The 16,175-nt window shown below is 65.2% G+C and carries 15 protein-coding genes; 8 read left to right on the top strand and 7 right to left on the bottom strand.

Going from position 1 to position 16,175, the window contains the following annotated elements; all coding sequences use genetic code 11:
• Positions 1-36: 36 nt before the first annotated feature.
• The 4 genes from gabD to trpE all read left to right on the top strand — a co-directional run bounded on the left by gabD (position 37) and on the right by trpE (position 5,107).
• Positions 37-1,488, top strand: a complete 1,452-nt coding sequence (gabD, locus tag BVH01_RS21135) for an NADP-dependent succinate-semialdehyde dehydrogenase (protein WP_075932217.1) — start codon at positions 37-39, stop codon at positions 1,486-1,488.
• Between the two features lie 298 nt (positions 1,489-1,786).
• Positions 1,787-2,461 (top strand): ribulose-phosphate 3-epimerase, encoded by a 675-nt coding sequence (rpe, locus tag BVH01_RS21130; RefSeq protein WP_075932216.1) that lies wholly within the window; start codon positions 1,787-1,789, stop codon positions 2,459-2,461.
• Positions 2,458-3,138, top strand: a complete 681-nt coding sequence (locus tag BVH01_RS21125) for a phosphoglycolate phosphatase (RefSeq protein ID WP_075932215.1) — start codon at positions 2,458-2,460, stop codon at positions 3,136-3,138. Before rpe ends, BVH01_RS21125 begins: the two co-directional genes overlap by 4 nt.
• 490 nt (positions 3,139-3,628) lie before the next feature.
• Positions 3,629-5,107 carry an anthranilate synthase component I gene (gene trpE / locus BVH01_RS21120; protein ID WP_075932214.1) on the top strand — a complete coding sequence of 493 codons (1,479 nt, stop codon included), beginning with the start codon at positions 3,629-3,631 and terminating at the stop codon, positions 5,105-5,107.
• A 325-nt stretch (positions 5,108-5,432) separates the two neighbouring features.
• Here the strand turns inward: trpE and BVH01_RS21115 are convergent, their stop codons facing one another.
• From BVH01_RS21115 to BVH01_RS21095, 5 genes are read right to left on the bottom strand one after another with little or no spacing between them, the layout of a single operon-like run.
• On the bottom strand, positions 5,433-7,166 hold the full coding sequence (locus tag BVH01_RS21115; protein WP_075932213.1) for a biotin carboxylase N-terminal domain-containing protein: 1,734 nt from the start codon (positions 7,164-7,166) through the stop codon (positions 5,433-5,435).
• A complete protein-coding gene (locus BVH01_RS21110; protein WP_075932212.1) occupies positions 7,163-8,776 on the bottom strand; it encodes a 5-oxoprolinase/urea amidolyase family protein in 1,614 nt (537 codons plus the stop codon). The genes BVH01_RS21115 and BVH01_RS21110 overlap by 4 nt, the downstream gene beginning before the upstream one ends.
• A gap of 9 nt (positions 8,777-8,785) precedes the next feature.
• Positions 8,786-9,592 (bottom strand): putative hydro-lyase, encoded by an 807-nt coding sequence (locus BVH01_RS21105; RefSeq protein ID WP_075932211.1) that lies wholly within the window; start codon positions 9,590-9,592, stop codon positions 8,786-8,788.
• Positions 9,589-10,359, bottom strand: coding sequence for a LamB/YcsF family protein (locus BVH01_RS21100; protein WP_075932210.1), 771 nt, complete (start codon positions 10,357-10,359; stop codon positions 9,589-9,591). The genes BVH01_RS21105 and BVH01_RS21100 overlap by 4 nt, the downstream gene beginning before the upstream one ends.
• A gap of 16 nt (positions 10,360-10,375) precedes the next feature.
• Positions 10,376-11,605 carry an NRAMP family divalent metal transporter gene (locus BVH01_RS21095; protein WP_075932209.1) on the bottom strand — a complete coding sequence of 410 codons (1,230 nt, stop codon included), beginning with the start codon at positions 11,603-11,605 and terminating at the stop codon, positions 10,376-10,378.
• A gap of 282 nt (positions 11,606-11,887) precedes the next feature.
• On the opposite strand from BVH01_RS21095, the gene BVH01_RS21090 reads away from it, so the two are divergent.
• Positions 11,888-12,550 (top strand): GntR family transcriptional regulator, encoded by a 663-nt coding sequence (locus BVH01_RS21090; RefSeq protein ID WP_075932208.1) that lies wholly within the window; start codon positions 11,888-11,890, stop codon positions 12,548-12,550.
• Here BVH01_RS21090 and BVH01_RS21085 read toward each other — a convergent pair.
• Together BVH01_RS21085 and BVH01_RS21080 are read right to left on the bottom strand one after the other, a co-directional pair.
• Positions 12,529-12,870, bottom strand: coding sequence for a pyocin activator PrtN family protein (locus tag BVH01_RS21085; protein ID WP_075932207.1), 342 nt, complete (start codon positions 12,868-12,870; stop codon positions 12,529-12,531). The genes BVH01_RS21090 and BVH01_RS21085 overlap by 22 nt on opposite strands.
• Positions 12,871-12,924: 54 nt before the next feature.
• A complete protein-coding gene (locus tag BVH01_RS21080; RefSeq protein ID WP_075932206.1) occupies positions 12,925-13,581 on the bottom strand; it encodes a S24 family peptidase in 657 nt (218 codons plus the stop codon).
• Between the two features lie 166 nt (positions 13,582-13,747).
• Here BVH01_RS21080 and BVH01_RS21075 point away from each other — a divergent pair, with 166 nt between their 5' ends.
• From BVH01_RS21075 to BVH01_RS21065, 3 genes are all read left to right on the top strand, one after another.
• Positions 13,748-14,107 carry a hypothetical protein gene (locus BVH01_RS21075; RefSeq protein WP_075932205.1) on the top strand — a complete coding sequence of 120 codons (360 nt, stop codon included), beginning with the start codon at positions 13,748-13,750 and terminating at the stop codon, positions 14,105-14,107.
• A 410-nt stretch (positions 14,108-14,517) separates the two neighbouring features.
• A complete protein-coding gene (locus BVH01_RS21070) occupies positions 14,518-14,880 on the top strand; it encodes a putative holin (RefSeq protein ID WP_075932204.1) in 363 nt (120 codons plus the stop codon).
• Positions 14,881-15,002: 122 nt separating this feature from the next.
• Positions 15,003-16,139, top strand: coding sequence for a glycoside hydrolase family 5 protein (locus BVH01_RS21065; RefSeq protein WP_075932203.1), 1,137 nt, complete (start codon positions 15,003-15,005; stop codon positions 16,137-16,139).
• Positions 16,140-16,175 lie beyond the last annotated feature (36 nt).

Genomic DNA, 16,175 nt, shown 5'->3' with positions numbered 1-16,175 from the left:
GCCGGGGCGCCAACGCCCCGGCTGGAGGAGTGACCTATGCAACTCAACGATCCCGACCTGCTGCGTCACCAGGCCTATATCGACGGCAAGTGGTGCGATGCAGCCGATGGCAGCACCACGGAAATCTTCAATCCGGCCAACGGCCAATCCCTGGGCCGGGTGCCCAACCTGGGCGCCTACGAAACTCGCCGCGCCATCGCGGCCGCCCAGGCGGCGCAGCCGGTCTGGCGCGCGCTGACCGCCAAGGAGCGCGCCGCGCGCCTGCGCACCTGGTACGAGCTGATGCTCGCCAACCAGGACGACCTGGCGCAGATCATGACCGCCGAGCAGGGCAAGCCCCTGGCCGAAGCGCGGGGCGAAGTGCTCTACGCGGCTTCGTTCATCGAATGGTTCGCCGAGGAAGGCAAGCGTGTCTATGGCGACACCATCCCGGGCCATCAGGCCGACAAGCGGCTGATCGTCACCAAGGAGCCGATCGGCGTGGCCGCGGCGATCACCCCGTGGAATTTTCCGGCGGCGATGATCACTCGCAAGGCCGGCCCAGCCCTCGCCGCCGGCTGTGCCATGGTCCTGAAGCCAGCGCCGCAGACGCCGTTCAGCGCCCTGGCTCTGGCCGTACTGGCCGAACGCGCCGGCATTCCGGCCGGCCTGTTCAGTGTGCTGCCGGCCGATGCCGAGCGCTCCCGGGAAGTGGGCGGTGAGCTGTGCGCCAACCCCATCGTGCGCAAGCTGTCGTTCACCGGCTCCACCGGTGTCGGCATCAAACTGATGGAGCAGTGCGCGCCGACCCTGAAAAAACTGTCCCTGGAACTGGGCGGCAACGCGCCGTTCATCGTCTTCGACGATGCCGATCTGGACGCCGCAGTAGAGGGCGCCATGGTCGCCAAGTACCGCAACGCCGGTCAGACCTGCGTGTGCGCCAACCGCCTCTACGTGCAGGACGGTGTGTACGACGCCTTCGCCGAGAAGCTCGCGGCGGCGGTGGCAAAGCTCAAGGTCGGGTCGGGCACCGAGGCCGGCGTGACTACCGGCCCGCTGATCGACGCCAACGCCGTGGCCAAGGTGCAGAGCCATCTTGCCGATGCGCTGGAGAAGGGCGCCAGGGTGCTGCAGGGCGGTCAGGCACTGGGCGGCAATTTCTTCGCACCCACCGTGCTGGCCGACGTGACCAGCTCCATGCGCGTGGCCCGCGAGGAAACCTTCGGCCCGCTGGCGCCGCTGTTCCGCTTCAGCAACGAAGCCGAAGTGGTGCGCCAGGCCAACGATACCGAGTTCGGCCTCGCCGGCTACTTCTACACCCGCGACCTGGCCCGTACCTTCCGGGTGGCCGAGGCACTGGAGTACGGCATGGTCGGCATCAACACCGGGCTGATCTCCAACGAAGTGGCGCCGTTCGGCGGCATGAAAGCCTCCGGCCTGGGCCGCGAGGGCTCCAAGTACGGGTTGGACGAGTATCTGGAGATCAAGTACCTCTGCCTGGGTATCTGAGGCACAGGCTGTGGAGTGGGCTTTAGCCGCGACTGGCTGGGCGTATGCCGGAAGCTCGCCGCTAGGGCGACTTCCACATAGCAGATGTGACAGGTAGCCCGGGCCGAGCGCAGCGACATCGGGGAACGCCCTGGGTATCGCTTCGCTCAACCGCAGGCTACTGGCCGCCTGCCCCGGGAGTAGGCCGAGCTTTTATTTCTGGCACCGGAGAGAACGGTACGACCATCGGCCACGCTGGCAGCCATTCGCTCAGCGAGTACAATGCGCGCCACCGTGACCCAGCACTCAGAGGTGCGCCATGCAACCCTTCGCCATCGCCCCGTCGATCCTTTCCGCCGACTTCGCCCGCCTGGGTGAAGAAGTGGACAACGTACTCGCCGCCGGGGCGGACATCGTGCATTTCGATGTCATGGACAACCATTACGTGCCCAACCTGACCATCGGCCCGATGGTCTGCTCGGCGCTGCGCAAGTACGGCATCACCGCGCCCATCGACGCGCACCTGATGGTCAAGCCGGTGGATCGCATCATCGGCGACTTCATCGAAGCCGGCGCCTCCTACATCACCTTCCACCCGGAGGCCAGCGAGCACGTCGACCGCTCCCTGCAGCTGATCAAGAACGGCGGCGCCAAGGCCGGCCTGGTGTTCAACCCGGCCACCCCGCTGGACGTGCTCAAGTACGTGATGGACAAGGTCGACATGATCCTGCTGATGAGCGTCAACCCCGGTTTCGGCGGGCAGAAGTTCATCCCCGGCACCCTCGACAAGCTGCGTGAAGCCCGCGCGCTGATCGACGCCAGCGGTCGCGAGATCCGCCTGGAAATCGACGGCGGCGTGAACGTGCAGAACATCCGCGAGATCGCCGAAGCGGGTGCCGATACCTTCGTCGCCGGCTCGGCGATCTTCAACCAGCCGGACTACAAGGCGGTGATCGACGCCATGCGCGCCGAACTGGCCCCGGTGCGTGGATGAAACCGCTGCGCGCGCTGTGCGCCGGTGAGTTGCCGCGCCTGGTGATGTTCGACCTGGACGGCACCCTTGTCGACTCGGTGCCGGATCTGGCCACCGCCGTCGACCGCATGCTGGTCGAGCTGGGCCGTGAGCCTGCCGGTGTCGAACGCGTGCGCCAGTGGGTCGGCAATGGCGCTCGCGTGCTGGTGCGCCGCGCCCTGGCCGGAGGTCTGGATCATGCGACGGTGGGCGAGGCTGAAAGCGAAGAAGCGCTGGCGCGCTTTCTCGACATCTATGCCGACTGCCACGAACTGATCACCCTGTATCCGGGCGTGCACGAACTGCTCGAAGCCCTGAGCACCGCCGCCGTCGAACTGGCGGTGGTCACCAACAAGCCGGAGCGTTTCGTCGCGCCGCTGCTGGAGCAGGTCGGCCTGGGCGGTTATTTCCGCTGGATCATCGGCGGCGATACCCTGCCGCAGCAGAAGCCCGACCCGGCTGCCTTGCTGCAGGTGATGCGCCTGGCGGGCGTCAGCCGGTCGCAATCGCTGTTCGTCGGTGATTCGCGCAGCGACGTGCTTGCCGCCCGTGCGGCCGGCGTGCCTTGCGTGGCGGTCAGTTACGGCTACAACCATGGCCGCCCGGTAGCCGAGGAAGAGCCGCAGCTGGTGGTCGATAGCCTGGCTGAGCTGCTGTAGAGCGGATCGCGATCTTTCGATCCACCGAGGCGTAAGGCGTCGTTCACCACGGCGGGCTAGAGACTCTTCTATTGTGGGGGCGGGCCATGCCCGCGATTCGCGCACATGGCGCGTTCCCACAGGTCGTGCAGGCAGACCGGGGTGCCGGCTGCCAGGAACGAGGAGAATAGTGCACCAAGCCATGCCGATCCTGACGCTGGCAACGGCGAACTGCTTAGCTGGGACACCCGCTTTGGCGACGGCGCTGTAGGGCCGAAGACGTTATCTACAACCGAAGCACTCACGGCAATCGGTTGCTTGCGTCGAGCGGCTGCGCTACCTTGGCCGCTCGTTGTTTCCCCTCTTCGAGATGCTCCCGTGGTGGTCACCTGCAAACTCTGGATGAAAGTCATCAAGGCTCTGGCCCGTTGGCGCTGGCGCGCCTGACATTCACAGCCGCTGCGCGCGGCCCGTTTGCACCCGACCGATTTCTCATGCCACGAGGCTGATCATGATCCACGAAGAATTCCTGCGTTTGGCCGCCGAAGGCTACAACCGCATTCCGCTCGCCTGCGAAACCATCGCCGACTTCGACACCCCGCTGTCGATCTACCTGAAGCTCGCCGACGCGCCCAATTCCTATCTGCTCGAATCGGTGCAGGGCGGTGAGAAATGGGGGCGTTACTCGATCATCGGCCTGCCAGCGCGCACCGTGCTGCGCGTGCACGGCCACGAAGTGGTGATCACCACCGACGGCGTCGAAGTCGAGCGCCTCGAATGTGCCGACCCGCTGGCCTTCGTCGAGGATTTCAAGGCTCGATACCGGGTGCCGACCATCGCCGGCTTGCCGCGCTTCAATGGCGGCCTGGTCGGTTACTTCGCCTACGACAGCGTGCGTTACGTCGAGCCCAAGCTGGCTGCCGGGGTGAACCCCGACGCGCTAGGCACGCCGGACATCCTGCTCAACGTCTCCGATGCCGTGGTGGTGTTCGACAACCTGGCCGGCAAGATGCACGCCATCGTGCTGGCCGACCCGACCGAGACCGATGCCTTCGCCCGTGGTCAGCAGCAACTGCAGGACATCCTGCACAAGCTGCGTCAGCCGTTCACGCCGCGCCTGGGCGTTGACCTGAACAAGCCTGCGGGCGCCGAGCCGGCGTTCCGTTCCAGCTTCAGCCGCGAGGATTACGAGCGCTCGGTGGATGCCATCAAGGATTACATCCTGGCCGGCGATTGCATGCAGGTGGTGATTTCCCAGCGCATGTCGATCCCTTTCAAGGCCGCGCCGATCGATCTGTATCGCGCGCTGCGCTGCATCAACCCGACGCCGTACATGTACTTCTTCAACTTCGGCGATTTCCATGTCGTTGGCTCGTCGCCCGAAGTGCTGGTGCGCGTCGAGGACAACCTGGTCACCGTGCGGCCCATCGCCGGCACCCGCCCGCGCGGCGCCACCGAGGAGCAGGACCTGGCGCTGGAAAAGGATCTGCTGGCCGACGCCAAGGAAGTCGCCGAGCACCTGATGCTTATCGATCTGGGCCGTAACGACACTGGCCGGGTCTCGGAAATCGGTTCGGTGAAGCTGACCGAGAAGATGGTCATCGAGCGCTATTCCAACGTCATGCACATCGTTTCCAACGTCACCGGCGAGCTGAAACAGGGCCTGACCTCGATGGACGCTCTGCGCGCCATCCTGCCGGCCGGCACGCTGTCGGGGGCACCGAAGATTCGCGCTATGGAAATCATCGACGAGCTGGAGCCGGTCAAACGCGGCGTCTACGGCGGCGCGGTCGGCTACTACGCCTGGAACGGCAACATGGACACCGCCATCGCCATCCGCACCGCGGTGATCAAGGACGGTGAGCTTCACGTACAGGCCGGCGCCGGTATCGTCGCCGACTCGGTGCCTGCGCTGGAATGGGAAGAAACCCTCAACAAGCGCCGGGCCATGTTCAAGGCCGTGGCCTTGGCGGAGCAGGGCTCGCTCTGATCCGAGCGAATAACAGGAAGGGCAGCCTAGGCTGCCCTTCTTGTTTTCGACTTCCTGAGTATCGCTGCGCTCAACGTCAAACTACTTCGGCCGCAGTAGTTGTAGGGTGAACGACGCTTTATCCGTCCACCACCAGTTCGGCAAGATGGTGGATGAAAAGAGCGTCGGCTAGGCCCCCCGATCCACCCTACGGCTGCTCTTTCTTTGAGCACCAAACGCGAGTTGTCTCCATCCTGTGGGAGCGCGCCATGCGCGCGACATCACGGGCATGGCCCGTTCCCACGGGTATAGCCTGGATGGGGCGCAGCGATACCCAGGGCTTATCTCAGCCCTCCAGCTTGGCCAACGCCGCCCCGGCGTCCAGATAGGCCCCGGCCTGTTCACGGATGCGCAGCGTGCCGTCCGCCGGCGCGGTGACCTGGGTTTCCATCTTCATGGCTTCCATCACCGCGATCACCTCGCCGGCTTTGACCTGGGCGCCGTCCTCGACCAGCCAGGCGTGCAGGTTGCCGGAGATCGGTGCGCTGACCAGGCCTTCTTCGGCATCCGGCGCAGCGGCTTGAGGCGTGGGCTGAGTGTTACCGCCCAATGGTGCCAGGCCTTGCAGCAGGGCGCTCGGCAGGCCCAGTTCGTGGCGCTTGCCGTCGATCTCGATGAAGGTGCGCAGCACCGCATCGCCGGCCACCGGCAAGGTGCGCGGTGCCAGGGTGATCTGCTCGGCGAAGTCGGTTTCGATCCAGCGGGTGTGCACGGCAAAATGCTCAGGGCCGGTAAAGTCGGCGTGGTCCATCACCGCGCGATGGAAGGGCAGCACCGAGGCGATGCCATCGATCTGAAACTCGGCCAGGGCGCGGCGCGCGCGGGCGATGGCCTGCTCGCGGGTGGCGCCGGTGACGATCAGTTTGGCCATCATCGAGTCGAATGTGCCAGGCACGCTGGAGCCGCTCTCCACGCCGCTGTCCAGGCGCACGCCCGGGCCGCTCGGGGCGCGGAATTCGCTGATCTGGCCGGGAGTGGGCAGGAAGCCCTTGCCGGCATCCTCGGCGTTGATACGGAATTCGAAGCTGTGGCCGCGCGGCGTCGGTGTTTCAGTGAACGACAGCGGCAGGCCGTCGGCGACGCGCAGCTGTTCGATCACCAGATCGACGCCCGCGGTTTCCTCGGTCACCGGGTGCTCGACCTGCAGGCGGGTGTTCACTTCCAGGAACGACAGGGTGCCATCGGCGCTGAGCAGGTACTCCACGGTGCCGGCGCCGACATAGCCGGCCTTCGCGCAGATGGCGTGGGCGGACTGGTGAATGCGCTGGCGCTGCTCATCGGTGATGAACGGTGCTGGCGCTTCCTCCACCAGCTTCTGGTTGCGGCGTTGCAGCGAGCAATCGCGGGTGCCGACCACCACCACGTTGCCGTGGCTATCGGCGATCACCTGGGCTTCGATGTGTCGTGGGCGGTCGAGGAACTGCTCGACGAAGCATTCGCCGCGGCCGAAGGCGGCTTCGGCTTCACGTACCGCCGAGGCGTACAGTTCGGCGACTTCGTCCATGCGCCAGGCGACCTTCATGCCGCGCCCGCCGCCGCCGAACGCGGCCTTGATGGCGATCGGCAGGCCGTGCTGCTCGGCGAAGGCCAGCACTTCGGCGGCGCTCTGCACCGGGCCGGGGGTACCGGCCACCAGCGGCGCACCGACCTGTTGGGCGAGCTTGCGGGCCTCGACCTTGTCACCGAGCACGTCGATGGTTTGCGGGTTCGGGCCGATCCAGATCAGCCCAGCGCCTTGCACGGCGCGGGCGAAGTCGGCGCGTTCGGAGAGAAAACCATAGCCGGGGTGCACGGCATCGGCGCCGGCGCGCTCGGCGATGGCCAGCAGCTTATCGATGTTCAGGTAGGTGTCGGCCGGGCGCTCGCCGTCCAGCCCGTAGGCTTCGTCGGCGTGGCGCACATGCAGGGCGTCGATATCGGCATTGGCGTAAACGGCCACGGAGGCCACACCGTGGTCGCGGCAGGCGCGGGCGATGCGCACGGCGATTTCACCACGGTTGGCGATCAGGACTTTTTTCATGGCTGGTTCTTCGCATCGGCAGTAGGAAGGGAGGCGTCGGGCTCGAGCTCGACGAACGCCTCGATCGGGTTGAAGCGGATCTGCGCGTTGATGGGGATTTGCCCGGCCAGATCCAAGTGGTGGCTGGCCACGGCGGCGATCACCGGATAGCCGCCGGTCAGCGGGTGGTCGGCGAGGAACAGCACTGGCTGGCCGCTGGCGGGCACCTGGATGGCGCCCAGTGAGGTGCCTTCGCTGGGCAGCTCGTCATGGTTGCAGCGCTCCAGCGGCACCTCGCCCTCGAGGCGAATGCCGACCCGGTTGGATTGCGGGGTGACGCGCCACAGCTGGCTGCTCAGGCGTTCGATGGCTGCCGGAGTGAACCAGTCGCTGCGCGGGCCCATGACCACATCCAGAGTGATGATGTCCAAGGCGGTGGGCAGAGGGGAGGCCGGAACTTCGCTCGTCGACACACTGCTACCGACGCTGGTTGCTTCGAAACCCAATCGGTCTCCAGCTTTGAGCGGCGGCGGGCCGACCTGGGCCAGGCTGTCGTAGGACAAACTGCCCAGCACTGGTGCGACCTGAAAGCCGCCGCGAATCGCCAGGTAGCTGCGCAGCCCGGCCTGGGGCGCGCCGAGGCTGACGCGGTCGCCGTCGTCCAGTTCGATGGGCTGGTAATTGCCCGGCTGCCATTGCAGGCCGCTGGCGGTGGTGACGGTGACGGGCGTCTGCGCACCGCTGACGGCGATGAGCGTGCGGCCGTGGCAAACGAAGCTCAGGCCGCCGAGCACCACTTCCAGGCAGGCACAGGCCGAGTCGTTGCCAACTGCGCGGTTGGCGGCACGCAGGGCACCGCGATCCAGCGCGCCGGACATCGACACGCCTTGGTCGGTATGGCCGGCGCGACCGAGGTCCTGCAGCACCGTTTGCAGGCCGGGGCTGAGGATTTCCAGGTGGGCACCGGCAGGCGGCTCGCTGGCCGTCGCTCGTTCATGGTCTGGCAGGCCACCGGCCGGCAGTGGGCCGGCATCCTGGAAGCGCACCTTGTAGCCGGGGCGCAGCAGGGCCGGCTCGTCGCGGCTCATGTCCCACATCTGCAAGGGCGTTACGCCGATGATCTGCCAGCCACCGGGGCTGGCCTTGGGGTAGATGCCGCTGAAGTTGCCGGCCAGGGCCACGGCGCCGGCTGGAATGCGCGTGCGTGGAGTCTGCCGGCGCGGCACCTGGAAGTCGGCGCCGCCGGTCAGGTAGCCGAAGCCAGGCGCGAAGCCGCAGAAGGCCACTTCGTAATCGGCGCCGGTGTGGCGGCGCACCACTTCTTCACGGCTGATGCCGAGCAGGCCGGCGACCTCATCGAGGTCTTCGCCGTCGTAGTGCACGGGAATTTCCACGCGACGGCTGTCGCGGGCGCTGCGCCGGCTCAGGTCGCGGCGGGCCAGATCATCGATCAACGCCTGGCGATCGACGGCGCTGGGCCGGTACTGGATCAGCAGCGTTCGCGCCGCTGGGACGATCTCTTCGACCCCGGCGATGGGTTCGGCCTGCAGCGCGTCGAACAGTGCCAGGGTTTCGTCGAGATCGGCCAGTTCGACGAGCAGCGTATCGAGGTTGGCTGGGAGAAAACGCACGGGCTTGTCCTATACGTGGTACGTGCTGTCAGGCACGTCGGTGATGAACATATGACCCGGCGAATGGGTGATCGCGAAGGGCACGCCGGAGGCCATGACCGCCGCCTGGGGCGTCACGCCGCAGGCCCAGAACACCGGCACTTCGCCGGGCTCGATGCGCACCGCATCGCCGAAGTCCGGCGCCTGCAGGTCTTCGATGCCCAGGCGTAGCGGCTCGCCGATATGCACCGGGGCGCCGTGCACCGAGGGGTAGCGCCCGGAAATGCCGGCCGCCTCGGCCACGCGATCCGCCGGGATCGGGCGCATCGACACCACCATCTCGCCATGCAGGCGGCCCGCCGGGCGGCAGGCGCGGTTGGTGCGGTACATCGGTACGTTGCAGCCGTCGGCAATGTGCCGCACCTCGATGCCGGCCTCCTGCAGGCCAGTCTCGAAGGTGAAGCTGCAGCCGATCAGGAAGGTCACCATGTCTGCGTGCTCCGCCCAGGCGGCGGTGGCGTCGCTGACTTCCTCGGCCAGCTTGCCATCACGCCAGATGCGGTACAGCGGCAAGTCGGTGCGCAGGTCGGCGCCTTCGGCCAGTACCGTGTACGGGCTGCCGGCGTCACTCACGTCGAGCACCGGGCAGGCTTTGGGGTTGCGCTGAGCGTAGAGCAGAAAGTCATAGGCCCAGTCGCGGGGCAGGGCGATCAGGTTGGCCTGGGTCATGCCCGGCGCGATACCGGCCGTAGGCGCGACGCGGCCGTTGCGGTACTCGGCGCGGGCCTGGCGGGCGGCGGCAATGGCGGCCTGTTGGGCGCGTTGGATGGCGTTCATCGGGCGGCTCCGGCGAAGGATTGCAGGGATACGCCGGACTGCTCCAGCAACTGGCGCACCTCGCGGGCCATCTGGATGGCGCCGGGGCTGTCGCCGTGCACGCAGATGGAATCGGCTTCGATGCGGGTGACGCTGCCGTCGATGGCTTCGACCTCGCCGGTCTGTACCAGGCGCAGCATGCGTTGGGCCACCTGTTCGGCGTCGTGCAGTACGGCACCTGCCTCGCGGCGCGACACCAGGGTGCCTTGCGGTGTGTAGGCGCGGTCGGCGAAGGCTTCGGCGATGCAGGTCAGGCCTTCGCGGCGGGCCAGCTCGATGAGCGGCGAACCAGCCAGGCCGACCAGCACCAGGCGTGCATCCACGGCGCGAATCGCCGTGATCACCGCCAGGGCCTGGCGCGTGTCGTGGGCGATGGTGTTGTACAGCGCACCATGGGGCTTCACGTAGCGCACCGCGGTGCCGGCGGCGGTGGCCAGGGCTTGCAGTGCGCCGATCTGGTAGATCACGTCGGCGGTCAGCTCATCGCTGGCCACGTCCATGTTGCGGCGGCCGAAGCCGACCAGATCCGGGTAGGCGACGTGGGCGCCGATGGTCACGCCCTTGGCCGCAGCGGCCTTGAGGGTACGCAGGATGCCGGCCGGGTCGCCGGCGTGAAACCCACAGGCGACGTTGGCGCTGCTGACGATGTCGAGCATCGCGGCATCGTCGCCCATGGACCATTGGCCAAAGCTTTCGCCCAGGTCGCTGTTGAGGTCGATGGTTGGCATGTTGGGTCTCCTAGAGTCAGGCGATGAAGGCGAAGATCGGGCCGATGGACTTGGCGGCCATGTACCAGGTCAGCACGCAGGTGAGGGCGCCGAGGGCCAGCAGCCAGCGTGGGTAGTGGTAGCCCTCCATGAGGTCGGCGCGGCGCCAGCCCACGTAGATGAAGATGGTCAGGCCGATCGGCAGGATCAGGCCGTTGAAGCCGCCGGCGAACAGCAGCAGGCCAGCGGGCGGGGTGCCGAGCATCAGGTAAACGCCCAGGGATATGGCGATGAACACCACGGTCGCCAGGTTGCGGCCGCGTTCGGTAATCGACTTGTTGAACACGGTGATGAACGACATCGAGGTGTAGGCCGCGCCGATCACGCTGGTGATGCCCGCTGCCCAGAGAATCAGGCCGAAGGCGCGCAGGCCGAGTTCACCCGCCGCGGCCTGGAACGCCTGGCCGGCAGGGTTGGCGCCCTGGCCGGAGGTGTCGATCACTACGCCGCTGGCGACCACGCCAAGAATCGCCAGGAACAGGATGTAACGCATCACCCCGGTGACCATGATGCCGCTCAACGCCGCCTTGGAGACTTCGTTGATGTTCTCGACGCCGACCGTGCCACGGTCAAGGAGGCGGTGGGCGCCGGCGTAGGTGATGTAGCCGCCGACGGTGCCGCCGACGATGGTGGTGATGGTCGCGAAGTTGATCTCGTCCGGCCACACCGTCTGGCGCAGCGCTTCGCCCAGCGGCGGGTTGGAGGCGAAGGTCACGAACAGTGTGAGGCCGATCATCATCAGGCCCAGGACCACCATGATTCGATCGACTGCAATGCCGGCGCGGTGCGACATGAAGATGCCAATGGCTACCAGCGCGCTGAGTGCGCCGCCCCATTTGGTTTCCAGCCCCATCAGCGCATTCAGGCCCAGGCCGGAGCCGGCGATGTTGCCGACGTTGAATACCAGTCCACCGAAGATCACCAGCACCGCCAGCAGATAACCGCTGCCGGGAATTGCCGCGTTGGCGATGTCCGATGCGCGCATGCGTGTCAGGGTGACGATGCGCCAGACGTTCAACTGCACCACGAAGTCGATCAGGATCGACGCCAGGATACCGAACGCGAAAGCCGCGCCCATGGTGGCCGTGAAGGTGGCGGTCTGGGTGATGAAACCAGGGCCGATGGCCGAGGTGGCCATCAGGAAGATCGCCGCGATCAGCGATGAGCGGCGTGAGCGGGCGAAGTCGCCGGTGGTCTGGGCCTGCATGGAACACTCCTGGGACGGGGTAACGGGTGCAGGTGTGTAAGGCAATCAACATGCCAAATAGCAATGAAAGTGTTCGATCTGTTGATTCTAGACGCTTTTATTGTTCAACAATCTAATTTGTATTGGTGATCTATTTGCACTGTTTTGTTACTTCGATACCCAGCGGTGTTTCACCATGGTGCGCCCGGTGACAGCCTGGCCACTTGCCTCGAGCGTGCCGCTCGGTGACCATCCCTGCATTGGGCTCTCTGCAGAGCCCGGCCCTGGCCTGGTGGATCGATGATGAACAACGACGTATCTGACAACCCGCGCACGCTTGGCGAGACCGTGACCGCGGAAATTCGCCGCAAGCTGGTCGAGGGCGAACTGGTGCCGGGGCAACGGCTGTCCGAGGCGGCGCTCAGCGAAAGCCTCGATATCTCACGCAATACCCTGCGCGAAGCCTTTCGCGTGCTGACCCAGGAAGGCCTGCTGAAGCACGAACCCAACCGCGGTGTGTTCGTATCGGTGCCGGACATGGCCTCGATCATCGAAATCTACCGGGCGCGGCGTTTCGTCGAATGCCAGGCGCTGGCCCAGGCCTATCCCAAGCACCCTGGGGTCAAGCGCATGCGCGAGGCGGTCAAGGCGGCGCAGCGCAGCGCCGGGGTGCCCGACTGGGGGGCGGTGGGTACGGCCAACATGGCGTTCCATGCTGCCATCGTCGAGCTGGCCGACAGCCAACGCCTGAATACCTTCTACCGGCACCTGTCCGCTGAGCTGCGCCTGGTGTTCGGCTTGCTCAACGACGCCGAATTCCTGCATGCGCCCTACATCGACATGAACGCGGCGATTCTCGAGCACCTCGAAGCCGGCCGCCCGCACGACGCCGCCAAGGCGCTGGACGCCTACCTGGTGCAGTCCGAGCGCACCATCCTGGCCGCTTACGCGCGGCGCGGCTCCTGAGCCCGCTCCACTCGGTAGTTGCCTGGAGTTTCGGCGCACATGCTGCCTTCGCCACTGGCATCGGCAGCTTTGGCGCAGCTGTCGATGTAGGCGGCCAGGTGGTGCAGTTCGATGAACTTGGGCGCCTTGGCGCTGCTGTCCAGGGTGGTGATGGGCAGGTTCAGGCGGCCGGTGGCGATGGCGCGGATGAAGTTGTCAGCGCTCAGGTGACGGAAATACACCGTGCGCACGCGGTCGATGGGCACCAGCACGTCGCCGTGGGTGCGGAATAGGAGCTCCAGCGTCTGGAGCGGCAGGTGCTGCTCAGGCTGAGTGTTCATGGTCGGGCTCGGTATGGGGTCAGGTCTCGCTGCTCGGGTTCATGGGGCGCGTCATCACTCTTCGGTGAAGCGCGAGGATTTGAGGATGCCGCCCACCAGGTGAATCTTGGTGACGTTGTCCTGGTGGATGTGAATGGGCGGGTGGTTCTGGTTGACGCTGTCGAAGCGGTACATGCCGTCGCGCAGGTAGATGTACTCCTTGATCATCGCTTGGCCGTCCAGGGTTCGGACCATCACCTCATCCCCGGCATGAAACGGCTTGTTCGGCTCGATTAGCACGTATTCGCCGTTTTTGATCCGCGGGTGCATGCTGTCGCCATTGACCCGCAGGCCGTAGGCATTGGGGTCGTCGCTGTGAATCCGCAGGTAGCCGTCGCCATGCCCGACGGGAAAGTCGATCTCCTCGAAATAACCCTGAGTACCCAGTTGCGCATGCCCCACCACCGGCACCGCGCCGCCGCGGGCGTGGCCGACTGCCAGGGTATCGGCGGGCGGTACTTCGGGCAGTTCGTCGGTGCCGGCCAGCTCGGCGAGGCTGACACCCAATGCGGGGGCGAGTAGCAGCAAGTCCGAAAGAGCAGGTTCGCGCAGGTCGCTTTCGTAGTTGCCGATGCGCGATTGGGATGACCAACCGCAGGCCTCGGCCAGTTGCTGCTGGCTGAGGCCCTTGCTCTTGCGCAGGCGTTTGATGCGTTGCCCCAGGGTTTCCATCATGGCTCTCCGGTAATCACGTAGTGAAATATTTATAGCGCAATTCTCGGCTTGAATAAAACACGTTTCGTGATTATTTTTTGAAGTGGCGATAACCGGTAAGGCGCGTGACGCGACTTGCCGATAGGTCATATCAAACGCCATCGGGGATGGCAGGAGGCAGACGATGATTTCCCATATAGACGAAACGCTGCAGCGGTGGGGCGATGCGCATCAGGCCGGCGAAACGGAGCGAGGCTCGAACATGGGCACCAGCGTGATCGCTTCATTGATGGCATCACAAGGTGTGCTTAATCGCGCTGCCCGTGGCAGCCGTGTGCTGGTGGACAGGACGACGGAGATTGACTGGATCGTCAGCAAGCACCTGTCCCCGGAGCAGCGGCAGGTCATCATCGCGCAGTATTGCAGCGACGAGCCCCAGCGCGAGAAATGGACGGCCTGCGGGTGCAGTCGGGCGCAGTTCTATCGACGGCTGGGACAGGCCCGCCGGGCCATCGAATCACAACTTCTGAAGCGCGCCGCCTGAGCGCGCTTTTCATTTCTGCCGGCGGCGGCTCTCGCCAATGGCTTGTTTCCTTCCTTGAAAACACCGGGTTCCTGAATCGTCTTCCGGGCGCTTCTGTGGGCGTGCATCTACGGTACTGCGCAGCCTGAAACGGCTACGTGTCCGTTGTTTTCCCGGTGCGTTGCCGCTGATTACCGGGGTGCCCTTGAGAGGGTGAGAATCGGGGGTTATACATTCATCACCGTCACAGAGGTGGGCGAGCAGTCAGCCAGCCTCGTGACTTCATCCATCGATTCCGAATGCGCTCAACGGCGCGCTGCAACCACCGACCTTCCTTTAACAGAGCCCCGCCACCTGCGGGGCTCTGTCGTTTCAGGGGGCGGCATAACCTCATGTCGTCGGGGCCGTAGGCCTCGGGGAGTACGATAACAATGACTGAATTCAGCAGCGCCGTGCTGTTCGGCGTGCTCGGCGAGCATCTCGCCGCGCTGATCGCTCCAATCAATGGCGAGGCTGCACTCGGCGCCTTGTGCGGGGCCCTGGTGTATTTCACCACTACGCAGAACCTGCCCATGTGGAACCGGCTGGCGTTCTTTCTGACGTCGGCCGTGATGGGGTACCTGTGTGCCCCCGCTATTACCGACTTCCAGCTGTACGGCATCCACCCCTTCGCCTATCCGGGACCTGCCGGTTTCGCCGGTGCCGGGCTGGTGGTGACGTTGATGCTGGCCGCCATTCGCCGTCGCGGCGGCGGCAGCAAGCAAGACAAAACACCTGGTGGCCGGGATGTCTAACTCGGCCGCTTGGCAGTAAATGGCAACAACCGATATCTGAATCCGTATGCCGGCACCCTCATGCCGTCGTACTCACCCTGGCCCGCCATCGAGCGGGCTTTTTCATGTCTGGAGGAAACACCATGGTTATCAAGACCTTTGACCAAATGATCGCTGCCCGCCAATTCCCGCTTATCGGTTTCAATGCCGCGGGCCTGGGCAATAACCCTTATGTCGATTGCATCGGCACCGCCGAGCTCGACACTCACTATTTCACTGTCGCTCCCCGCGGCCACCAGCCGGACTACATCAAGTCCTACGCTGGCAAGTTGGATGGCAAACCTTTCGCGGCGCGCTTGCCGTTCTCTGGCGAGCGCGCCGTGATCCTCGATGGCGCCGGTGGATTCACTCTGCGCAAGAGCTATATCGAAGAAATTCGGCAGGCCATTCGCCACATTCACAGCTGGGGCGGTTACTCGTTACTGGACATGCACAATTACTGCCGTTGGTACATTCGCGCCAGTGGTCCGGTGAGTGGCCGGACCGTACAGCGCTGGGGGGGCGGATTTGCCTTGTGGACCGCAATCGGTGCACCTGATTGCCCAGTCAACTACACGCTGTTGGCGCGTATCTGGGCGGCCATTGCCCGCGCTTTTCGCGACGAGCCGGGACTGCTGGGGTACGGTCTGATGAACGAGCCACACAACATGGGCAGCGTGCCGGATGGTGGGGTCAACGTCGAACGGTTGTGGAGCAACAACGTGCAGCGGCTTATCACGGCGGTACGTGAGGTCGATACACGCCACTTCATCACGGTCGCCGGCAATGCATTCAGCTCGGCGCTGGAATGGCCGCGTCGTTCCGACATGCTCAAGAGCCTGAGCGATCCGGTTGGGCGTTTGCTCTACGAGGCGCATCAGTATCCCGACAAGGGCGGGCAGGGCGGGGGCAAATGGACGCAGGCCAACGAGGCGATCGACTACCGAGAGCGAGTGGCAGATTGGCAGCCTTTCGTTGATTGGCTCAAGGCCAACGGCAAACGAGGTATCGCCGGTGAGTTCGGCGGCCCCGATCACGTGCCGGGCATGCGCGATTACTTCACTGCATTGCACAAGCTCTTCGATGCCCACCACATGCTGCGTTTCCAATGGCTGGCCGGCCCTGGTGATGCCGATAACGCTCCTAACGGAATGGACCGCAACGACGGCACCCTCAAGCCCAATACTCGCTCGCTGATGGCGCGTATCGGCAACACCACCGCGACTTACGGCCCACGCTGAAGCAACCCACATGACCCGCTTCGGCGGGTCATTCTA

The sequence above is a fragment of the Pseudomonas sp. PA1(2017) genome, assembly GCF_001945375.1.
Lineage (GTDB): Bacteria > Pseudomonadota > Gammaproteobacteria > Pseudomonadales > Pseudomonadaceae > Aquipseudomonas.
The sequence above is the reverse complement of the archived record's forward strand: the minus strand, read 5'-3'. Positions and strand labels throughout refer to the sequence as shown.

Bases quoted from the DNA above. Each gene is read 5' to 3' on its own strand.
- gabD (WP_075932217.1), top strand. From the start codon at position 37: ATGCAACTCAACGATCCCGACCTGCTGCGTCACCAGGCCTATATCGAC.
- rpe (WP_075932216.1), top strand. From the start codon at position 1,787: ATGCAACCCTTCGCCATCGCCCCGTCGATCCTTTCCGCCGACTTCGCC.
- BVH01_RS21125 (WP_075932215.1), top strand. From the start codon at position 2,458: ATGAAACCGCTGCGCGCGCTGTGCGCCGGTGAGTTGCCGCGCCTGGTG.
- trpE (WP_075932214.1), top strand. From the start codon at position 3,629: ATGATCCACGAAGAATTCCTGCGTTTGGCCGCCGAAGGCTACAACCGC.
- BVH01_RS21115 (WP_075932213.1), bottom strand. From the start codon at position 7,166: ATGAAAAAAGTCCTGATCGCCAACCGTGGTGAAATCGCCGTGCGCATC.
- BVH01_RS21105 (WP_075932211.1), bottom strand. From the start codon at position 9,592: ATGAACGCCATCCAACGCGCCCAACAGGCCGCCATTGCCGCCGCCCGC.
- BVH01_RS21100 (WP_075932210.1), bottom strand. From the start codon at position 10,359: ATGCCAACCATCGACCTCAACAGCGACCTGGGCGAAAGCTTTGGCCAA.
- BVH01_RS21095 (WP_075932209.1), bottom strand. From the start codon at position 11,605: ATGCAGGCCCAGACCACCGGCGACTTCGCCCGCTCACGCCGCTCATCG.
- BVH01_RS21090 (WP_075932208.1), top strand. From the start codon at position 11,888: ATGAACAACGACGTATCTGACAACCCGCGCACGCTTGGCGAGACCGTG.
- BVH01_RS21085 (WP_075932207.1), bottom strand. From the start codon at position 12,870: ATGAACACTCAGCCTGAGCAGCACCTGCCGCTCCAGACGCTGGAGCTC.
- BVH01_RS21080 (WP_075932206.1), bottom strand. From the start codon at position 13,581: ATGGAAACCCTGGGGCAACGCATCAAACGCCTGCGCAAGAGCAAGGGC.
- BVH01_RS21075 (WP_075932205.1), top strand. From the start codon at position 13,748: ATGATTTCCCATATAGACGAAACGCTGCAGCGGTGGGGCGATGCGCAT.
- BVH01_RS21070 (WP_075932204.1), top strand. From the start codon at position 14,518: ATGACTGAATTCAGCAGCGCCGTGCTGTTCGGCGTGCTCGGCGAGCAT.
- BVH01_RS21065 (WP_075932203.1), top strand. From the start codon at position 15,003: ATGGTTATCAAGACCTTTGACCAAATGATCGCTGCCCGCCAATTCCCG.